Source organism: Streptomyces sp. NA04227, from assembly GCF_013364195.1.
Classification (GTDB): Bacteria; Actinomycetota; Actinomycetes; order Streptomycetales; family Streptomycetaceae; genus Streptomyces.
The window spans coordinates 7,649,904-7,669,077 of sequence record NZ_CP054918.1 but is presented as its reverse complement, the minus strand read 5'-3'; the positions used below and the strand labels follow the sequence as shown (position 1 = coordinate 7,669,077).

General features: G+C 70.5%; 19 protein-coding genes and 1 pseudogene. 12 read left to right on the top strand and 8 right to left on the bottom strand.

Translation table 11 applies throughout. From position 1 onward, the window contains the following. Positions 1-230 precede the first annotated feature (230 nt). Entirely contained in the window at positions 231-707 is a 477-nt protein-coding gene (locus HUT18_RS32275; RefSeq protein ID WP_176104039.1) for a macro domain-containing protein, read from the top strand. Positions 708-874: 167 nt separating this feature from the next. On the opposite strand, the gene HUT18_RS32270 is transcribed toward HUT18_RS32275, so the two are convergent. The 3 genes from HUT18_RS32270 to HUT18_RS32260 form a co-directional block, all read right to left on the bottom strand. Then, positions 875-2,860: a DUF2264 domain-containing protein gene (locus HUT18_RS32270; protein ID WP_176104038.1), complete on the bottom strand. Its 1,986-nt coding sequence runs from the start codon at positions 2,858-2,860 to the stop codon at positions 875-877. Positions 2,861-2,947: 87 nt separating this feature from the next. Continuing rightward, on the bottom strand, positions 2,948-4,030 hold the full coding sequence (locus HUT18_RS32265; protein WP_217710539.1) for a LacI family DNA-binding transcriptional regulator: 1,083 nt from the start codon (positions 4,028-4,030) through the stop codon (positions 2,948-2,950). Between the two features lie 56 nt (positions 4,031-4,086). Further along, on the bottom strand, positions 4,087-5,076 hold the full coding sequence (locus HUT18_RS32260) for a hydroxyacid dehydrogenase (protein ID WP_176104037.1): 990 nt from the start codon (positions 5,074-5,076) through the stop codon (positions 4,087-4,089). Between the two features lie 379 nt (positions 5,077-5,455). Here HUT18_RS32260 and HUT18_RS32255 point away from each other — a divergent pair, with 379 nt between their 5' ends. The 7 genes and pseudogenes from HUT18_RS32255 (at position 5,456) to HUT18_RS32230 (ending at position 12,535) form a co-directional block, all read left to right on the top strand. After that, positions 5,456-6,460 carry a sugar ABC transporter permease gene (locus HUT18_RS32255; protein WP_254878900.1) on the top strand — a complete coding sequence of 335 codons (1,005 nt, stop codon included), beginning with the start codon at positions 5,456-5,458 and terminating at the stop codon, positions 6,458-6,460. An 85-nt stretch (positions 6,461-6,545) separates the two neighbouring features. Then, positions 6,546-7,406: a carbohydrate ABC transporter permease gene (locus HUT18_RS32250; protein WP_176104935.1), complete on the top strand. Its 861-nt coding sequence runs from the start codon at positions 6,546-6,548 to the stop codon at positions 7,404-7,406. A gap of 83 nt (positions 7,407-7,489) precedes the next feature. Beyond that, on the top strand, positions 7,490-9,175 hold the full coding sequence (locus HUT18_RS32245; RefSeq protein ID WP_176104035.1) for an extracellular solute-binding protein: 1,686 nt from the start codon (positions 7,490-7,492) through the stop codon (positions 9,173-9,175). A 2-nt stretch (positions 9,176-9,177) separates the two neighbouring features. Further along, a pseudogene (locus tag HUT18_RS34090) lies at positions 9,178-9,912 on the top strand (hypothetical protein); the annotation flags it as partial. A 178-nt stretch (positions 9,913-10,090) separates the two neighbouring features. Next, the gene (locus HUT18_RS34085) at positions 10,091-10,744 is read left to right on the top strand and encodes a M1 family aminopeptidase (protein WP_254878899.1); all 654 of its coding nucleotides are present in this window, start codon (positions 10,091-10,093) and stop codon (positions 10,742-10,744) included. 91 nt (positions 10,745-10,835) lie between these two features. Further along, on the top strand, positions 10,836-12,029 hold the full coding sequence (locus HUT18_RS32235; RefSeq protein WP_176104034.1) for a Gfo/Idh/MocA family protein: 1,194 nt from the start codon (positions 10,836-10,838) through the stop codon (positions 12,027-12,029). Between the two features lie 206 nt (positions 12,030-12,235). After that, the gene (locus HUT18_RS32230) at positions 12,236-12,535 is read left to right on the top strand and encodes a gas vesicle protein (RefSeq protein WP_176104033.1); all 300 of its coding nucleotides are present in this window, start codon (positions 12,236-12,238) and stop codon (positions 12,533-12,535) included. 85 nt (positions 12,536-12,620) lie between these two features. Here HUT18_RS32230 and HUT18_RS32225 read toward each other — a convergent pair whose 3' ends face one another. Continuing rightward, on the bottom strand, positions 12,621-12,872 hold the full coding sequence (locus HUT18_RS32225; protein ID WP_176104032.1) for a hypothetical protein: 252 nt from the start codon (positions 12,870-12,872) through the stop codon (positions 12,621-12,623). A gap of 26 nt (positions 12,873-12,898) precedes the next feature. Between HUT18_RS32225 and HUT18_RS32220 the strand changes: the two genes are divergently transcribed. Next, positions 12,899-13,615 (top strand): GvpL/GvpF family gas vesicle protein, encoded by a 717-nt coding sequence (locus HUT18_RS32220; protein ID WP_176104031.1) that lies wholly within the window; start codon positions 12,899-12,901, stop codon positions 13,613-13,615. A 165-nt stretch (positions 13,616-13,780) separates the two neighbouring features. Here the strand turns inward: HUT18_RS32220 and HUT18_RS32215 are convergent, their stop codons facing one another. Further along, entirely contained in the window at positions 13,781-14,065 is a 285-nt protein-coding gene (locus HUT18_RS32215) for a hypothetical protein (RefSeq protein WP_176104030.1), read from the bottom strand. Between the two features lie 547 nt (positions 14,066-14,612). Between HUT18_RS32215 and HUT18_RS32210 the strand changes: the two genes are divergently transcribed. Continuing rightward, positions 14,613-14,777 (top strand): hypothetical protein, encoded by a 165-nt coding sequence (locus HUT18_RS32210; protein WP_176104029.1) that lies wholly within the window; start codon positions 14,613-14,615, stop codon positions 14,775-14,777. 119 nt (positions 14,778-14,896) lie between these two features. Here HUT18_RS32210 and HUT18_RS32205 read toward each other — a convergent pair whose 3' ends face one another. Next, positions 14,897-15,286, bottom strand: a complete 390-nt coding sequence (locus HUT18_RS32205) for a VOC family protein (RefSeq protein ID WP_176104028.1) — start codon at positions 15,284-15,286, stop codon at positions 14,897-14,899. Between the two features lie 200 nt (positions 15,287-15,486). Next, positions 15,487-15,651 carry a hypothetical protein gene (locus HUT18_RS32200; RefSeq protein ID WP_176104027.1) on the bottom strand — a complete coding sequence of 55 codons (165 nt, stop codon included), beginning with the start codon at positions 15,649-15,651 and terminating at the stop codon, positions 15,487-15,489. A gap of 267 nt (positions 15,652-15,918) precedes the next feature. Between HUT18_RS32200 and HUT18_RS32195 the strand changes: the two genes are divergently transcribed. Together HUT18_RS32195 and HUT18_RS32190 are read left to right on the top strand one after the other, a co-directional pair. Next, positions 15,919-16,674 carry a VWA domain-containing protein gene (locus HUT18_RS32195; protein WP_254879128.1) on the top strand — a complete coding sequence of 252 codons (756 nt, stop codon included), beginning with the start codon at positions 15,919-15,921 and terminating at the stop codon, positions 16,672-16,674. Between the two features lie 4 nt (positions 16,675-16,678). Further along, complete coding sequence (locus tag HUT18_RS32190; RefSeq protein WP_176104026.1) at positions 16,679-16,966, top strand: DUF1905 domain-containing protein; 288 nt, start codon at positions 16,679-16,681, stop codon at positions 16,964-16,966. A 139-nt stretch (positions 16,967-17,105) separates the two neighbouring features. Here HUT18_RS32190 and HUT18_RS32185 read toward each other — a convergent pair whose 3' ends face one another. Continuing rightward, positions 17,106-18,995, bottom strand: a complete 1,890-nt coding sequence (locus HUT18_RS32185) for a long-chain fatty acid--CoA ligase (protein ID WP_176104025.1) — start codon at positions 18,993-18,995, stop codon at positions 17,106-17,108. Positions 18,996-19,174 lie beyond the last annotated feature (179 nt).

Genomic DNA, 19,174 nt, shown 5'->3' with positions numbered 1-19,174 from the left:
TCGAAGGTCGCACACCATATGGGCGTTCCCCGCCCATGAATAGTCACGGCGCTGACAGTTCTTCGGACGGTCGACGAACTGGCTTGTGGCTCCCGCGAGTTGGTCCCTCCGGGCGACTCACGGCGCGTCTTCTCACCAGCCCTCACTTGACCGGCGGCGGCCTCACCCCCTGCTCACCGATAATCCCGAATGCGCTGGACTCGTTTCACGGTCCGGGCCACCATGACGCCATGAAACCGTTGACGATCATCGCGGGCGACGCGACCAGCCCGCAGGCCAAGGGCCGCAAGATCATCGCCCATGTCTGCAACGACCTCGGCGGCTGGGGCAAGGGATTCGTGCTGGCGATCTCCCGTAGGTGGCCCGAACCCGAGCGCGAGTACCGTCGCTGGCACCGCGAGCGCGCGGCCAACGACTTCGCGCTCGGAGCGGTTCAACTCGTCCCGGTCCAGGCGGACATCGAGATCGCGAACATGGTCGCGCAACACGGGATGAAGACCGGCAGCAGTGGCCCGCCCATCCGCTACGACGCCGTCGAACGGTGCCTGGACGCCGTCGCCGCACACGCCCTCGCCACCGACGCCTCGGTCCACATGCCCCGTATCGGCTGCGGCCTGGCCGGTGGCAAATGGAGCCGCATCGAGCCGATCATCGACAAGACCTTGTGCGCCCGCGACATCGCCACAACGGTCTACGACTTCGAGTGAGGACGCCCAACCGGCTTTCCTCGTACGAGCATTGATCTCGTACGAGCATTGATCTCGTACGGACATTGCTGTCGCGGCCGCGCGGGGCTGCCCACCGTAGACCGGCCTTCTCCAGGCGGACCCTCCTCCGTCCCGCCCTCTTCCTGCCCTCTCCCGGCCCGCCTTCCTCAGACCGTCACGACCCTCCCGTCCAAGAACTCCAGCCCGACCGCCCCGACTTCGGTGACCGACACCCGCACCGCCTCCGCCAACGCCCCCGGATGCACCGGCTCCCGGCCCAGCGCCACCAGGCTCACGTAGACGGCGGTGCCGCCGGGGTGGGCGTCCCTGTGCAGGCAGGGCACTGCCGAATGGGGGCCGAACGCGTTGGCCGCCACGTCCCGGGCGATCCGGGCGTCGGGGTGCGAGCCCCAGCCGTGGAGGGCGACCAGGGTGCTGGTCAGGCCGTCGGCCGTGCGGACGGTCGCCCAGCCGGGGCCGGTGGTGCCGACGGGGGTCTCGGTAGCGGCCACGGACCAGCCGCCTTCGCGTACTTCGTACCCCTGGGGCGCCTCGACACGGTGGACGCGGATCTCCCAGGGCCCGTGCGGCACGCTCGTCGTCTCGATACGGCAGGTCGCCCCGGCGCGGTCGCCGTTCTCGCCGTCGCCCTCCGCCTCGCCGGGCAGTCGCGCCGCGTACCAGGAGGCGGCCACGCCGTCCGCGCAGCGCAGGGGGTGGATGCGGCGGCGCCGGGTGGGGGTGCCGTCCGCGGCGAGCAGCGCCAGGTGGTTGTCGATGCCCCGGGCATGGGCGTGCGGGGCGCTGTCGGGGGCGGTCGCCGAGGAGTAGGCGAGCTTGGTGTAGTGCGGGTCCTCGGTTCCGTCGGCGGGGTCCGCACCGTCCGGCTGCGGCGGGTTGTGGTCGCTGCCGTGGTTGAGCAGCCGGACGATGCCGTCGTGGCGAGTCGCGTGCAGCAGCCAGCCGGGGGCGGTGAGCGTGGTGCACTGTCGCGGCCACCTGGCGCGCCCACGCGATTCGCCATCCTCGTCCAACTCCTCGATGGGCAACGGGAGTTCGTGCTCGGTCCACACGGGGTGGGTGTCCGGCAGGAGCAGGCCGAGGAAGCCTTTGCTGGCCCAGTACGGCGAGGCGGGGCCGGAGTACGGCTGGGTGGTGGGCAGGAACTCCTCGTACCAGCCGAGGGTGAGCAGTCCGCGTGTGTCGGGGACGCCGCGCTCGGCGAAGTGGCGTGCGGTGCCCGAGGCGAGACGGCGGGTCAGGCCGGGGGCGAGCGGGGTGCAGTCGGCGAGGGCGCCCATCCAGACGGGGGCCAGGGCGGCGACCCGGTAGGTGAGGGAGCGGCCCTGGTGCACGGGGGCGCCGTCCGCGCCGAAGAAGCGCGGGTAGTCGGTGAGGAAGAGCCGCAGGCGCTCCCGGTACGTCGCGGCGCGGCCGCCGTCGTTGCCCTCCCCCGCGATGCGCGCCCACAGCAAGGGGTAGAGGTGCAGCGCCCAGCCGATGTAGTAGTCGAAGTTGCGGCCGTCGCCGTCGGTGTACCAGCCGTCGCCGCGGTACCAGTCCTCGATCCGGTCGAGGCCGCCCTCGATGTCCTCGGCGCGGTGCGGGGCGCCGACCGAGGCGAGGAACTGCTCGCAGACCACCTGGAACAGGCGCCAGTTGTTGTCCCAGGTGCGGGCGCCGAGGAATCCGGACAGCCAGTCGGCGACGCGCTCCTGGACGGCGGAGTCGAGCCGGTCCCAGATCCACGGGCGGGTCTCGTGCAGGGCCACCGCGAGGGACGCCGCCTCCACCATCTGCTGGGAACAGTCCGTGAGTTGGGGCCAGGACTCGCCGCTGCGGGCATCGGTACCGGCCGCAAGCCCCCGCGCGTAGCGTTCCACGAGGGCCGCGTCCGCCGACTCACCCGCACCGGCGATACGGCATGCCGCGAGCAGGAACGTCCGCGCGAAGCCCTCCAGGCCGTCCACCTGTACGCCGGACCAACTGTGCCGCCCGGGCAGGCGGTACTGCGCGCCGCCCGGCGTGGCGTACGGCGCGACGCCCGCCAGCATCCGGTCGGCCAGCGCCTCCCAATGCGCCCGGGTCCAGCCGGTGCGGGAGGACAGGACACGGTCCGGGGGCGGGAGGAGGAGGTGGGGCGGTACGGACATGACGGCTGCTCCTTGGGAGGGAGACGCGGGCGGTCGATGTGCGGGGCCGGGCGATCGGTGTCCCGGTGGCCTCGTGCGGGCGCGGGGTCAGCGCGCGGCGGGCGGTGCCACGGAGTCGCGTACGACGATGTGGGTGCCCAGGCGCACCAGGCCGGAGGGTGCGGCGCGCCAGTCCTCGTCGTCGGCGTCGCCCACGGCCATCCGTACCGACTGGCGGCCCATCTCCTCCAGGGGTACGTGCACGGTCGTCAGACGCGGACGCATCTCCTGGGCCACCGGAACGTCGTCGAAGCCGACCAGGGAGACCTCGTCGGGGACGCGTACGCCCGCCTCCTCCAGCGCCTCGGCGGCACCGGCCGCGACGATGTCGTTGCCCGCGAAGACGGCGGTGAACCGGAGCCGCTCCCGCAGGAGTTCGGTCATCCGGCGGTAGCCGAAGGCCCGGCTGAAGGCGCCCAATTGGACCAGTTCGGGGTCGGCCGCGACACCTCGCAGGGTCAACGCCCGGCGGTGGCCCGCCAGCCGGTCGACGGTGGTGGACAGGCCGGGCGGTCCGCCGAGGTAGAGGATCCGCTCGTGGCCCTGGGTCAGGAGGTGGTCGGTGATCGCGAAGGAGCCGCCCTCGTTGTCGTACTCGACGCCCACGGTGGGGGCGTCGTCGCCGACGCCGGGCCGCCCGCACAGCACGAGCCGGGTGCCGTCGAGGCTCAACCGCTGGGCGCGGCGCCGGAGTTCGTCCCGGTAGTCGCGGTCGTCGGTGCTGCCGCCGACGAGGATCACGGCGTCCGCGCGGCGTTCGTGCAGCAGATCGATGAAGGCCAGTTCGCGCTGGGGATCGCCCTGGGTGCAGCAGACCAGGCAGAGCCGGTCGCCGCGGGCGGCCTCGCGTTCCACACCGTGCGCGATGTAGGCGTAGAAGGGCGAGACGACGTCGTTGACGACGATGCCGACGGTACGGTTCGACACTCCGGCGAGGGCCCGGGCATGGGCGTTGACGACGAAGCCGAGTTCGGCCATCGCCGCCTGGACGCGTTCCCTGGTGGCGGCCGCGACCGGGGAGGATCCGTTCATCACCCGGGACACCGTCGCCGTCGAGACCCCGGCGACGCGGGCCACGTCCGTCACGGTGGCCCGCCGTCGCGCCCCGTCCGAAGCCCTCGCCCTGCGCAATGTCGCCGCCTCTCCTCCTGCGTTGTGCGCCGAGCTTACGGCCTGCCCGCCGCCGCTCACGCGGTGTGCTCCCACTCGGAGGGCCGCACCGGATGCCGCAGCGGTTCACCGCGCGCGTAACGGTCGAGTTCGGCCAGCGCGAGGGAGCCGAGCCGGGCCGCCTCGTTGCCCTGGGCACCGGCCAGATGCGGGCTGAGCATCACGTTCGGCAGCTCCCACAACGGGTGCTCGGGCGGCAGCGGTTCGGGGTCGGTGACATCGAGTACGGCGTCCAGGCGCCCGCTCGCCAGCTCGGGGGTGAGCGCCGCGAGGTCGATCAGCGCGCCGCGGGCGGTGTTCACGACCAGGGTGCCCGGCCGCATCAGGCGGATACGGCGGGCGTCGAGGAGGTGCCGGGTCGCGGGTGTCGCGGGCGCGTGGAGGGTCACCACGTCGCTGTCGGCGACCAGGGTGTCCAGGTCGCAGGGGCGTGTGCCGAGCGTGGCCGCCTCCTCGGCACCGACGTACGGGTCGTGGAGCAGGATCTCCACGTCGAGGGTGCGGTGCAGCAGGTCGATCACCCGGCGGCCGATGCGCGAGGCGCCGACCACGCCGACGGTCAGCCCGTTGGTGCCGAGCCAGTGCTGGCGGGTGAGGTCGGCGGCGGTGCGGTGGGTGCGGCGGTCCCGGAACAGCCGGGACAGTGGGACGACGCGTTTGGCGCCCATGATGACGGCGGCGAGGGTGTACTCGGCGACCGGCACCGCGTTCGCGTCGGCCGCGGAGGAGATCGCGATGCCGCGCTCGAGGACTTCGGGACCGAGGAAGGTCTTCACGGTGCCCGCCGAGTGGATGACCGCCCGCAGCGCGGGCGCGCCCGCGAGGACACTCTCGTCGACGGCCGGGCAACCCCAGCCGGTGAACAGCACCTCGGCCGAGGCAAGTGCGGCCCGGACCTCCGGAGAGCCGAACCCGTCTGCCGCGTAAGGGAGTTGAAGGCGCGCCGTCCGCCCGAGCCGCTCGCGCAGCGCGGGCGTGAGGACAACGTCGAGCGCCTCGGGGGACATGGCGACGAGGGTGCGTGGCCGTCGCGGCGTGCGCGCCGGGGGCTCGTCCGTGACGGACACCCTGACCTCCGAATGTAAGCGTGTACAGCGAATGTTGCGGTCACCGTAGAGAGAGCCGACGTCGCCCGTCAAGCCGTCGCCGCGCACAGCGTGGGCCACAAGTAGCAGCACACGAAGGCGAGAACAGCCGAGGAAACCACCTCTCCTCCACGGCACACACCCCACCCCGAAGAAGAAGTTTCCCGCCAACTCATTGACGGTTTATGTAAACGCTTACTACGTTGCCGCCTCAGAACGAGTCCGGTTCACCGCCGCTGGCCGTCCCCGTCCCCCTCCCGGGAGGGCACCCGGCGTCACGTCACGTCGAACAGGAACACTCATGGCCGATACCGCGACAGACGTTTCGCCGCGCCCCCGTGGCGAACCGGCGGCGCGCCCACCCCGACCGCCGAGTACGACGCCCCGTCACCGGTCCCTGGCGGCCCGCCTCAAGCGCGACCGGGTCATGCTGCTCCTTACGCTGCCCGGTTTCCTGTACTTCGTGGTCTTCCACTGGGTGCCGCTGCTCGGCTACGTCATCGCCTTCCAGGACTACGAGCCCTACCTGGGTTTCATGCACAGCGCCTGGTCGGGCTTCGACAACTTCACGACCGCCTTCACCCAGCCCGCGTTCTGGACCGCGACCGGGAACACCCTGGAGATCGCGCTCGTCCAGCTCGTCTTCTTCTTCCCGGTGCCGATCGCCCTCGCACTGCTGCTGCACAGCATCGTCAGCGACCGGCTGCGGCGCTTCGTCCAGAGCGTCGTGTACCTGCCGCACTTCATCGGCTGGGTCATCATCGTCTCGGTCTTCCAGCAGATCCTCGGCGGCGCCGGTGTGCTGCCGGATCTGCTCGGCTCGGCGGGCCTGCCGCGCTACGACATGATGTCGGACCCGGACGCCTTCCCCTGGCTGCTGACCCTCCAACTCGTCTGGAAGGACGCCGGTTGGGGCACGATCATCATCCTGGCCGCGTTGCTCGGCATCGACCGCGGCCTGTACGAGTCGGCGGCGATGGACGGCGCCGGCCGCCGGCGCCGGCTGTGGCACGTCACCCTGCCCGGCATCGCCCCGGTGATCGTGCTGCTGCTCATCCTTCAGCTCGGCACGATCCTGTCCGTCGGCTTCGAGCAGATCCTGCTCCAGCGCGACGCGGTCGGCCCGGACGCCGGTGAAGTCCTCGACACCTACGTCTACTACCACGGCATCCGCGACAACGACTGGGGAGTCGCCGCGGCCGTCGGCCTGGTGAAGGCCGCCGTCGGCACGGTCCTGGTCCTGGGAGCCAACAAGTTCGCCCACCGACTGGGCCACGAGGGGGTGTATCGCGGTGCTGACCGCTGATCCCACGACCGACGGCACGACGACGAACGGCGCCACACGCGGACGGGCGCGCCACCGCACACAGCCGGAGGGCCGCCCGCCCTGGATGGAAAAGCCTTCCAGGGCTGGGCAGTTGGCCAAGGGCGTGGTGCTCGTGCTGGTGGTGGCCGCCGTCGTCTATCCGCTGCTCGGGGTGATCGGTACGAGCTTCGCCTCGCAGACCGACATCATCAAGAGCAAGGGCCTGGTCCTGTGGCCCGAGCATCCGAGCCTCGACGCGTACCGCACCGTCCTGGACGGCGGCGTGGTCACCCGCGCCCTGTTCGTCAGCCTCGGCATCACGGTGGTCGGCACCCTGGCCAGCCTCCTGGTGACCATCGGGATGGCCTACGGCCTCTCCCGCCGTGAGGTCACCGGCTCACGCTTCCTGCTGATGACGGCGCTGTTCACGATGCTCTTCAACGCGGGCATCATCCCCAACTTCCTTCTCGTGAAGGGGCTCGGGATGTACGACACCTACGCCGCGCTCGTTCTGCCCACCCTGGTCAGCGCGTTCAACCTGGTGGTGCTGCGCGCCTTCTTCATGAACCTGCCCGAGGAGCTCTACGACGCCGCACGTGTGGACGGCGCCGGGGATCTGCGCATCCTCACCCGGATCGTGCTGCCGCTGTCGAAGTCCGTCCTCGCCGTGATCAGCCTCTTCTACGCGGTGACGTACTGGAACGCCTTCTTCAACGCCCTTCTCTATCTGGACACTTCGACCAAGTGGCCGCTGCCGATGGTGCTGCGCACCTACGTCCTCCAGGGCCAGAGCCTCAGCGGCGCGACGACCGGCGAGGCGGTGGCGCCCCAGCAGGCGGTGCAGATGGCCGTTCTGGTCATCGCGGTCGTCCCGATCCTGTGCGTGTACCCCTTCCTGCAGCGCTACTTCACCAAGGGAGTGCTCACCGGAGCCGTCAAGGGCTGACCGCCGCTTCGCCCGGCAGCGTCCACCGCCCGGCCGCGCTGCCAGTCCTGCCCGTCCTGCCCGTCCCGTCCCGGGAGCCCCGTATGTCCTCCACCCAGTTCGACCGCAGAGCGCTCCTGCGCCTGACCACGGGCGCGCTCGCCGCGACCGCCGCCGCTCCGCTGCTCTCGGCCTGCGGCGACGGAGGTGTCCGCGCCGTGCCCCGGGCCAAGGACCCGGCCCTGCTGCCCAGGACCACCGTGCGCAGGATCGGCGGGCTGACCCCCGACCTGCCCGGCAGCGCCGCCGGTGTGCCGGACGGCTACTTCCGCTATCCCGCCGTGCCCCGACGGGCCACCCGGGGCACCCCGCTGGCCGGTGCCGACAGGATCAAGGCGACCGCCGAGACCTTCCTGCCGCCACCGCCCGGCCGCGGCGACAACGCGGCCTGGCAGGCCATCGAGCGGCTGCTCGGTACCGAGGTGGACGTCATCGCCGTACCCAGTGACGATCACGCGACGAAGTTCTCGACCACCGTCGCGGGCGGGAACCTGCCGGACATCTTCCAGTACCCGGAGACCGGCGGCGTCGACAACAAGGCGGGCTTCTTCGCGGCCACTTGCGCCGACCTGGCTCCCCATCTCGCCGGGGACCGCGTCGCCGCGTACCCCAATCTGGCCGCGATCCCACGCGCCGCCTGGCAGGGCGCGATCTTCGGCGAGGGCCTGTACGGCATCCCGATCTCGCGGATGGGCACCGGCGGCGCGGGCTTCTACCGGCACGACCTGTTCGCCGCGGCCGGGGTCGGCGATCTGGACGAGATCGCCGACCTGGACCGCTTCGTCGAGCTGTGCAAGGAGCTGACCCGGCCGCGCGAGGACCAGTACGCGATCATGGCCGGGGCGACCACGCTGATCGCCGCGAGCGCCGGGGCCCCGAAGGACTGGCGGCTGACCGGGGGCGGCGGGTTCGTACACCGGCTGGAGACCGAGGAGTTCCGCGAGGCGATCGCGGTCGCCCGCGGCCTGTACAAGGCGGGCTGCTACTACCCCGGCACCATCGGGATGTCCGGTGCGCAGAAGGCCAAGTACACGGACATGTTCAAGAACGGCAAGGCCGCCTACGTCTACGACGGGATCCCGGCCTATCTGACACCGGGCACCGGCTACATCGAGGCGATGGCCGCCATCGACAAGCGGTTCGACCCGCGGCCCATGCGCCCCGTCGGACAGCGTGCCGTCGCCTGGCTCGACAACGTGGCCCTCCAGAACGTCCACATCACCAGGGCCTCCGAGGAGCGGGTGCGCGAACTCCTGGCCTTCGCCGACTTCATGGCCTCGCCGTTCGGCACCGTCGAGTACACGCTCATCAACTACGGCGTGGAGGGTGTCGACTTCCACCGGGACGCGCGCGGCAACCCCGTCCTCACCAAGAAGGGCGGCGCCGACACCGCGGTGCCCTGGAAGTTCTTCGGCTCCGCGGTGCCCGCACTGTTCAGCAGCAACTCGGCGCGGGGCGTACGGCACGTCCACGACGCCTACCGCCGGCTGGTGCCGATGATCGACGCCGACCCCACCCTGCGCTACTCCTCACCGACCTGGGACTCCAAGGGAACCGGGAGCCTCCTCACGCTGGAGAGCGACGGGATCAAGGACCTGGTCTCCGGCCGCAAACCCCTGTCCTGGTTCGACGACCTGCGCCGCGACTACCTCGGCGCGGGCGGTGAGAAGGCGCGCAGGGAATTCGAGGAAGCGGCTCAGCAGAGCACGCGACAAGGGAGGAAGAAGTGACGATGTCCAGTTCCCGTTCCCATTCCGGTGCCGGTCCCGAGTGGGGCACCGGTTCGCTCGCCGGTCCCGATTTCCGTACCGGTTCCGGTTCCGGCGCCACACATCGCCCGCACCCACGGCCCGGCAGACGGGGCGCGCTGGCCCTCGGCGCGGCCTCGGCGCTGGCGCTGGCCGTCCCGGGGCGGGCACTCGCCGCCCCCGCCCCCGGCTTCGATCCCCGCCCCGGCGCACCCGGCGTCGGCGACCCGCTGTACCCGACGCTCGGCAACGGCGGTTACCGCGTGAGCCACTACGACCTCGCCTTCGACTTCACCCCGGTCACCTACGACTACACCGGCACGGTGACGCTCTCCGCCCTCGCCGTACACGATCTGTCCGCGTTCAATCTGGACACCGACGGCCACACCATCGACGGGGTGCGGGTGGACGGACGCGAGGCCCGGTGGGCGCTGTCGGCGGGGGCGTCCGGGCAGGAACTGACCGTGACCCCGCACCGGCCGCTGCACGAGGGCCACGCCTTCCGTGTCGAGGTCCGCTTCCACGGCAACGGCAAGGACCCGCGGTCCAGCGTTTCGGGCTGGAAGTTCGGCTCGGACGGCGGCTTCGCCTGCGCCGCCCAGTCCTCCCGCGCCGACACCTTCTTCCCCTGCAACGACACCCCGTCCGACAAGGCGACCTGGACCTTCCGCCTGTCCGCACCGAAGGGCTATGTCGCCGCCGCCAACGGCGAGTTGGTACGACGCGACCGGCGCCCCGACGGCTCGGCGGTCTGGCACTTCGCGCTCCGCGAGCCGATGGCGCCGGAGCTGTGCGGCATCGCGGTGGTCAAGGGCACGTATCTGTACGGCAGCAGCCACACGGGCGCCGCTGCGGCACCTGGTCCCCCAGGGCGCGGAGGACACGTACGCGCCCATCGTGGCCCGGACCGCGGACCATCTCGCGTGGACCGAGGCGCGGTTCGGGCGCTACCCGTTCTCCGTCTACGGACTGCACCTCTACGACGGTTACGGCGACGCGCTGGAGAACCAGACCCTGACCCTGATGGGCACCAACTGGTTCGAGCCGGACCCGAACGGCAACCCGTCCTGGGAGTCGACCATGGTGCACGAGCTGACCCACCAGTGGTTCGGCGACTCGGTCACCCCGCTGGACTGGCAGCAGGCCTGGCTCAACGAGGGCCCCGCCGTCTACTACGCCGGGCTCTACAGCGAGGAACGCGGCTGGTCGGTACTCGCAGAGAAGATGCGCGAGGTCTACGGCGAACTCGACGCCGTCCGCGCCAAGGACGGCCCGCCCGGCCTGCCGAAGGCGCTCGGCGGCACCAATATCTACGACGGCGGCGCGCTGGTCCTGTACGCGCTGCGCCGCCGCGTCGGCACCGCACGCTTCGACCGGCTGATGGGCGAGTGGCCGCGCCGCCACAAGGACTCCAACGTCACCAGCGAGGACTTCATCCGGCACACCGTCCGCGCCACCGGTGACACCTCGATCGACCGCTTCCTGCGCGACTGGCTCTTCGGCCCGGTCAATCCGCCGATGCCCGGCCACCCGGACTGGATCGCCCGGTGAGGCATGACGCACCGCCTTCGCGAGCAGACCCACCGGGTCCGGCAGAACGCCGCTGACCTCGCACACCGACCGGACAAGGACCGACATCACCGTGCCTTCCACCCCCGACCTCGCCCTCGGTGTACTGGGCTACGGCCTGCGCGGCTCCCTCGCCCGCACCGCGCACCGGCCCGGCTCCGGCTCCCGTGTCGCCGTGCTCGCCGACCCCGACCCCGAGATGCGGGCCCGCGCCACACGGGACATCGACGGGGTGCGCACCGTTGCGGACCACCGCGAGGTTCTCGTGGACCCGGCGGTCGAGGCGGTGCTCCTGCTCACCCCGGACGACACCCACGCCGAACTCGGCTGCCAGGCCCTGCGCGCGGGCAAGCCGGTGCTCGTGGAGAAGCCGCTTGAGGTCACCGTCGAGGCCTGCGACGCACTCCTGCACACCGCACGGGAGACAGGAACGCGCCTGTACGTCGGCCACAACATGCGCCATATGCCGGTGATCCGGCTGATGCGGGACATCATCACGCGCGGCGAGATCGGCACCGTGAAGACCGTCTGGGTACGGCACTTCGTCGGCTACGGCGGCGACTGGTACTTCAAGGACTGGCACGCCGAACGCGCCCGCACCACGGGACTCCTGCTGCAGAAGGCCGCCCACGACATCGACGTCCTGCACTGGCTCACCGGCGGCTGGACCTTCCGGGTGCAGGCGCTGGGCGACCTCATGGTGTACGGCGACATCCCGCACCGCCGACGGGAGGGCGAGCCCAAGCACGAGGACTGGTACACCAGGGACGGCCACTGGCCCCCGCACACCCAGCGCGGACTCAACCCGGTCATCGACGTCGAGGACGTCTCACTGGTCAACATGCGTCTGGACAACGGTGTACTGGCCGCCTACCAGCAGTGCCACTTCACACCCGACTACTGGCGCAACTACACGGTCATCGGCGACCGCGGCCGCCTGGAGAACTTCGGCGACGGCCCCGGCGCGGTGGTCAAGGTGTGGAACTCCCGGCGCAGCGGCCACCGTTTCGACGCGGATGCCGAGTACGCCGTGGCCGCCACCGAGGACGAGGGCGGCCACGGCGGCGCGGACCCCCTGCTGATCGAGGAGTTCGTCCGCTTCGCCCGCCACGGTGGACTCACCGACACCTCCCCCGTCGCGGCCCGGATGGCGGTGGCGGCGGGCGTCCGCGCGACGGAGTCCCTGCGCGCCGGGGGCAGCCCGCGCGAAGTACCGCCGCTGGACCCGGAGTTGGTGGCGTACTTCGAGCAGGGCCAGAAGTCGTAGCGAGGACGGCGGGGCGGGAAGGCGGGGAAGCCTCCACCACATCACCCGGCCGACCGTCATCCCCCACGACCTCCTCCCGAGCACCCCGGGGAATTGATGAGCGGGAGTAACGCATATGTGCGGATCGCACGGGCACGCGAAAAGGAAGCACCCAACGTGCGGGAGCGACATTCTCGAAGAGACCGGTAAGGGCGACAGGCAGGATCATGAGTACCACTGAAGACGAACGCGACAATGTCGGCGAAGACCGTATCGGTCTTTCCACCGCCATGCGGTACGCGGCCGATCAGCTCGCGGAACTGCTCCGATGCGAGCCCGGTTCCGTGTCCGTGGTCAAAGCGACCGACGACGGTTGGTCGGCCGAGGTGGAAATCGTCGAACTCGAACGCGTTCCGGACCCGATGAGCGTGCTGGCGTCCTATCGCGTCGCCCTCGATCCGCAGGGCCGAATGCTCGCCTACGAGCGCGTACGACGCTACGCGAACGGGCGGATCGACCGCCGCTGAGTCCCGGAGCCCGCCGGTGGCACCCCGCGAAGGGCCGTGGCCCCGGCGTGCCCGTCAGCGGAAGGAGTTTCAGCGTGACGCTCGTTCAGCAAATCAATACGACCGGCAATTCGAGCCGTTCCGCGAACTCACCGGTCTCGTCGGCGACATGACCGCGAGCCGTGCGAAGGGAAAGCAAATTGGAGCGCTGCGCGGAGCGGTCGAGGAATTCACCGATTCGCTGCAGAGCAAGAACGAAGAACGCGAGGAGCACAAAAGAACGGGAAACCACCAGGGAGGCGCCGCGCGAGCGCCCGGCCCGGAAAGCGACCGCCGGCCGCCAGTCCGCCCAGCGCAACGCAACGCAGCGAGGAGTGAGTGACGATGTCGACCTATGTGTACGCCGTGACCCGCGCCGACCACCCACTACGTCGGCTCGCGGGACTGGCCGGAATCGGTGATCCACCCCTGCCGCTGCGCACCGTACGGACCGAGCAGTTGACCGCGGTGGTCAGCGACGCGCCCACCGGGCTGCGCGCCAAACGCCGGGACGTGCTCGCCCATCAGACGGTGATCGAAGCACTGATGGCCGACGGGGCGACACTGCCGATGCGGTTCGGCCTGCTCGCCTCCGACGACAACCAGGTCATCGAAGCACTCGGCCGGGAGGAACAGCACTACCGCGAGCGCCTCACCGACCTCGACGGCCAGGTCGAGTACAACCTGAAGACCGCCCGCGACGAGGACGATCTGCTGCGGGAGATCATGACGCGGTCCGACCGGATCCGGCAGCTCAACGACCACACGCGCGACGGCTCGGGCACCCACGAGGACCGCGTCGCCCTGGGCGAACTGGTCTCGCGGGAGGTGGAGGCCCGCCACAGCGCGGAGGCCATCGAGGTGCTGACCGCCCTCGCCCCCGCCGCGACCCGCGTCTTCCCCTCCGAGGCCACCGCCGGCGACTTCCTCAATGTGGCCTTCCTCGTGCCTAGGAACGCCGGCGAGGAGTTCGTCGAGGCGGTACAGACGGAGGCGGACCGGCACGGGGACGCGTACGCGTTCACGCTCACCGGTCCCCTGCCGCCGTACAGCTTTGTCTGAGCCTTCCCGCGACCCGGCATCCGGAGGTGCGGGGCCCATGGGTCTTCTCACGAGCATGCTGACCAAGAAGCGGGGCTGTACCGGATCAGAGGCCGGGCCCGGCCGTGCCGACCGCCCGCTGCCCCGCGCGCTCCACGGGACGGCTCCCGGCCGGGAGGCGGACGCTCAGCCCGAGGACTCCTGCGGTGCTGGGTGGGCGGCGGACGTCTGCCGGCTCTCACCGCGGCGTCCGGTGCCCGCCTCGTCCGTGTCCGGGACGTCGTCGGGGCGTCCGGTGCCCGCCTCGCCCGCGTCCCGTACGTCGTCGCCCCGCTCGCCCCGGGCCGCGGCAGCGGTGTCGCCCTCCCAGGGGTCCGGAATATCGGTGTCGGCGTCGGCCTGCTGGTCCTGCGGATCGTGCGGAACCGGCTTGTCCGTGGTCGCTCCGCCCTTGTCCCTGTCCTTGTCCATCCTGCGGCGTCCTTCCTTCCCCGTACTGGCCCCCGCGGACCCTGCTCCGTACTCGTACCGTCTCCGCGGGCCGCTCGCATACGCGCACGCCCGCGTACCCACCGTGCACAGCGCACGGAGAGGAGCCCCGTGCCGGTGCTCCGCGCATGCCCCTCGCTACGGGCGGTATGCGCGCCGCGAACCGCTACTGCGCGCCGAAGCGACAAGGGCTCCCGATGGTGCCCTCACTCCAGGGTCACGCTTTCCGCCGCAAAAGCGAATGTGGCGCGGATGTGAGGCCGCAGCGCAGGCGCGCACGGCGACCGGCCGACGGCGCGGCCCCCGCACCCACCACGAGCGGAATGCCACGGGCACCGCGTGCCGTTGGGTGCCTCCTCGTCCCGGAAGGCGGGTTCCGTACGGGTCCGCCGGGAATGAAGGACCTCGTCCCGTGCGGGTCCTCGCCGCTACCCGGACCGGTATTGACCATGCGCGCCGACACCTACAAGATCTGCATGTGGCCAGTGTGAAGGATTCTCAAAGTCCCTTGGAAACAAGGCAGTTGTCCGTGACCGAGGAGCAGCCGGGTGGTAGGGCGCCCGCGCGGATCGACAGCGACACGCTGACGCTGCTACGCGGCCACACCCTGCAGGGCAGGTCCCGTTACGCGGAGGCCCTGATCCCCATGCAGCGAACCCCACGGGACGCCGACCAGACCCCCGGCCGTACCTGAACCGGAATCCCCGCGCGTCCCGGCTCCCGCCCGAACCGCTGCCTTCCGAAGCGGTCGACGTACCGGGGGCCGCGCCCGTACGAGCGCGGCCCCCGAGAGACGTGTGACCCGCGTGCGCTCTACGCCTTCCAGCCGCCGTAGGGCACGGTGATGAGTTCCATGGCGTGGCCCGCGGGGTCCATGAAGTACACGCCGCGGCCACCGTCGTTGTGGTTGATCACGCCGGGCCGGCGCCGGTGCGGATCGGCGTAGTGCTCGATGCCGCGTGCGGTGATGCGTGCGTACGCCGCGTCGAACTCCTCCTCGGAGATCAGGAAGGCGTAGTGCTGCGGTGTGATCTTGTCCGCGGGGATCGTGGCGAAGTCCAGTGTGACGCCGTTGCTCAGTTCGACAGCGATGAACGGGCCCCACTCGGTGGTGATCTCAAGGCCCAGCAAGTCCGTGAAGAACTCGGCGGATTCCCGGTTGTCCCGGGCGTGAATGATCGTGTGGTTCAACTCGACCGACAAGGAATGCCTCCATGGGCATCTCCCGACACCTCCATGCCTCACCCAGCCGGTGACCGACACGCGATGTCCCGGTGGATGCTAGCCGGTGCGCGCCCGCCGGGCAGCCCGTTATCCCACCGGTGACGACACGGGTGCCGTCGGACCTGACGACGAGCGACCGGAACCCCTCCCCACCCCAACCACCCCGGAGGGGCTCGCGGTCAGGCCGCCACCGCCCGCGAGAAGTCAACCGCCCTGTCCGCCTTCCGGAGAACCTGCTCGGCGGTACGCCGTACGTCCTCGGGCACGTCGCCGAGATCCCTGATCAACTCGGCGTAGATCGGGGCGTTGTCGTCGGTGAACCTCGCACTGCTTTGCGCCTTCACGGCCGCACTCCTTCTCACTCATGATCGAAACGGCACAAGAGTTTAAGTGAACGGCCTCGGGCCTCACAGGGGCGCCCCCGTTTACGCGCGTTCACCGGTGCGGGGACGGGTCGCCGCGGCACTGGCCCGCGACCTCGATGTCAGATCCGTCTGTCACGATCGGCACATGGAGTTCATTGAGGAAGTGCCGTGACATCGATAGCGTCCACGTCCCCCTCCGTGTCCGCGTCCGGGTCCGCGTCCGGGTCCGGGTCCGTCACGTCGGCCTTGTCGGCGGCCGGGATTGGCCGACGCGCGCCCGGCCTGGTCAGCCTGTACAAGAGCGCGGCGGTCAGCCTGCGCAAGTACGAGTTGGTGAACGAGCGCGCCGCGGTCTACCTCGTCCTCGACCGCTCCGGGTCGATGCGTCCCTACTACCGGGACGGCACCGTGCAGCACCTGGCGGAACAGGTCCTGTCGCTGTCCGCGCATCTGGACGACGACGCCCGGGTGCCGGTGACGTTCTTCTCCACCGATGTCGACGGTGGCACCGAGCTCGACCTCGATTCCTACGCGGGCCGGATCAACGAACTCCACGACTCCTTGGGGCACATGGGGCGTACCAACTATCACTGGGCCATGGACGCCGTCCTGGACCACTACCTCGACCGGGACAGCGGCACCCCGGCGCTCGTCGTCTTCCAGACCGACGGCGGGCCGACCAGCAAGGCCGCCGCCGCACGCTTCCTGTGCAAGGCCGCTCACCTGCCGCTGTTCTGGCAGTTCATCGGCTTCGGCGACCCGGACGACACCGAGTTCGCCTTTCTGCACAGGCTCGACGACCTGGCCGTACCGGCGAAGCGTCCCGTGGACAACAGCGGCTTCTTTCCCGCCGGGAAGGACCCGCGTGCCCTCGGCGACGGCGAACTCTACGACCGGTTGCTGCACGAGTTCCCGCACTGGCTGACGAGCGCACGCGCCCACGGAATCGTGCGGCCGCCCAACCCGGAGCAGCGCACCAACCCGCTCCAAGGAACGGACTGACTCAATGGACATCGTCTTCGCCGGACAGGTGATCGAATGGCGCGGGCCGTCCCCGTACTACTTCGTTCCCGTGCCCGAAGAGCAGTCCGCCGACATCCAGGAGGTGGCGTCGATGGCGACCTACGGCTGGGGCGTCGTTCCCGTCGAGGCACGGATCGGCGAGGTCTCCTTCGCCACCTCGCTCTTCCCGAAGGACGGCGGCTATCTGCTGCCGCTCAAGAACGCCGTACGCAAGCCGCAGCGCCTCTCGACGGGGGACGAGGTGACCGTGGAGCTGACCGTACGCCTGTAGTCGTGGCCATCCGTATTCGTGGGCGTCCGCACGCGTGCGCGTCCGTACGGCGAACTCCGTACTCACGCCATTGCCCCGGCCTGGTGGCGGCCGGGGCAATGGGTGTCACGGGTGTGACGGGTGTTCAGGAGCGCCGGAATCAGGCCTCGTTGGCGCCCGCGTACATCTCGGCGATGGCGCCGGCGTAGCCGCGCTCGACGACCGGGCGCTTGATCTTCAGGCTCGGGGTGATCTCGCCGTGCTCCAGGTCGAGGTCACGCGGGAGCAGCGTGAACTTCTTGATCGTCTGCCAGCGTTGCAGTTCCTCGTTCAGCTTCCGTACGAAGCCGTCGATGAGGTCGACGGTCGCGGGGGCGGCGACCACCTCGGCGTAGGACTTGTCCGCCATGCCGTTCTCGGCGGCCCAGGGCATCAGCACGGTGGTGTCCAGGCCGATGAGCGCCGTGCAGTAGTTGCGTTGGGCGCCGATCACCAGGATGTTGCTGACGAACGGGCAGATCGCCTTGAACTTGCCCTCGATCTCGCTGGGCGCGACGTACTTGCCGCCCGAGGTCTTGAACATGTCCTTCTTGCGGTCGGTGATCCGCAGGAATCCGTCGGAGTCCAGCTCACCGATGTCACCGGTGTGGAACCAGCCGTCGCTGGTGAGGACTTCGGCGGTCTGCTCGGGCAGGTTGTGGTAGCCGCTCATGACCCCGGGGCCGCGCAGCAGGATCTCGCCATCCTCGGCGATCCGCGCCTCCGTTCCGGGCAGCGGGGTGCCGACGGTGCCGACTCGTACGGCACCTTCGCGGTTGACCGTCGAACCGGCGGCCGTCTCGGTCAGGCCGTAGCCCTCAAGGACCGGCAGGCCCGCGCCGACGAAGAAGTAGCCGATCTCCGGGGCGAGCGCGGCGCTGCCGGAGACCGCGCCGCGCATCCGGCCGCCGAACGCCGCACGCACCTTGGCGAAGACCAGTTTGTCGGCCAGGGCGTGCTGCAGCCGGAGCCCGAGCGGTGCCGTGGGGCGGCCGGTGGCGATCTCGTTCGCCTGGGTGGTGCGCGCGTACTCGCGGGCGACCCCGGCGGCCCACCGGAAGATCTTGTAGCTGACGCCACCCTTGGCACGGGCCTTGCTCGCGATCCCGTTGTAGACCTTCTCGAAGATGCGGGGCACCGCCGCCATCAGGGTCGGGCGGACGATGGGCAGGTTCTCGACGAGGCGGTCCACCCGGCCGTCCACGGCCATCGAGTGGCCGGTGACGATCTGCCCGCAGAGCATCGTCTTGCCGAAGACATGGGACATCGGCAGCCACATGAACTGCACGTCCTCGGCGCGCAGCATCCCGCTCAGCTCCTGGGCGATGCCCTCGTACGCCCAGCAGTCGTGCACGAGGCGCACGCCCTTGGGGCGGCCCGTGGTGCCCGAGGTGTAGATCAGAGTGGCGAGCTGGTGCCTGTCCAGCGCCTCGACGGCCTCCTCGATGGCCTTCGGGTGGTCGGCCAGGTACGCGGTGCCACGCTCCCGCAGCTCCGCCATCGTCAGTACGGTCAGGCCCTCGGCATCGGACAGTTCGGCGGGTGCGTCGAACACGATGACCGCGAACAGTTCCGGCAGCTCGTCCTTGCGGGCCAGCACCTTGGCCAGTTGTTCGGCGTCCTCGGCGAACAGCGCGCGGCTGCCCGAGTCGGCCAGGATGAACGCCGTCTCCTCGGCGTTGGTGCTGGGGTAGACCGTGGTGGTCGCGGCGCCCGCGCACATGTTCCCCAGGTCGGCGACGACCCAGTCGATCCGGGTGGACGAGGCGATGGCGACCCGGTCCTCCGCCTGGATGCCGAGTGTCATCAGCCCCGCCGCGACCTCCTTCACCCGCTGTGCGGTCTGCCCCCAGGTGAGCGTGTGCCATTCCTCCGCGCCCTGGTCTCCGACGGCTACGGGGAACCGGTACGCCTCACTGTCGGGAGTCTCCGCGATCCGGCTCAGGAAGTGATGGGCGACGGAGGGCGGACGCCGTTCGATCAGGGACTGTTGCCTGCTGTCCAGGCTCATGGGGACCTCCGCAGGGAGTCGGATTGGTGGGTCGGTGAGTGGTGGTCGGGGGGTGGCGAGTCGCAGGGTTTGGCGGGCCGCCTGGCCCGGCGCCCACCACTGTGCGGTCGACGGCGGACGGCGGATAGTGCCCGGAGTGATGAAGTGGGCGCCCGGCTCGGCCCGTTGGGGAGCCTGTC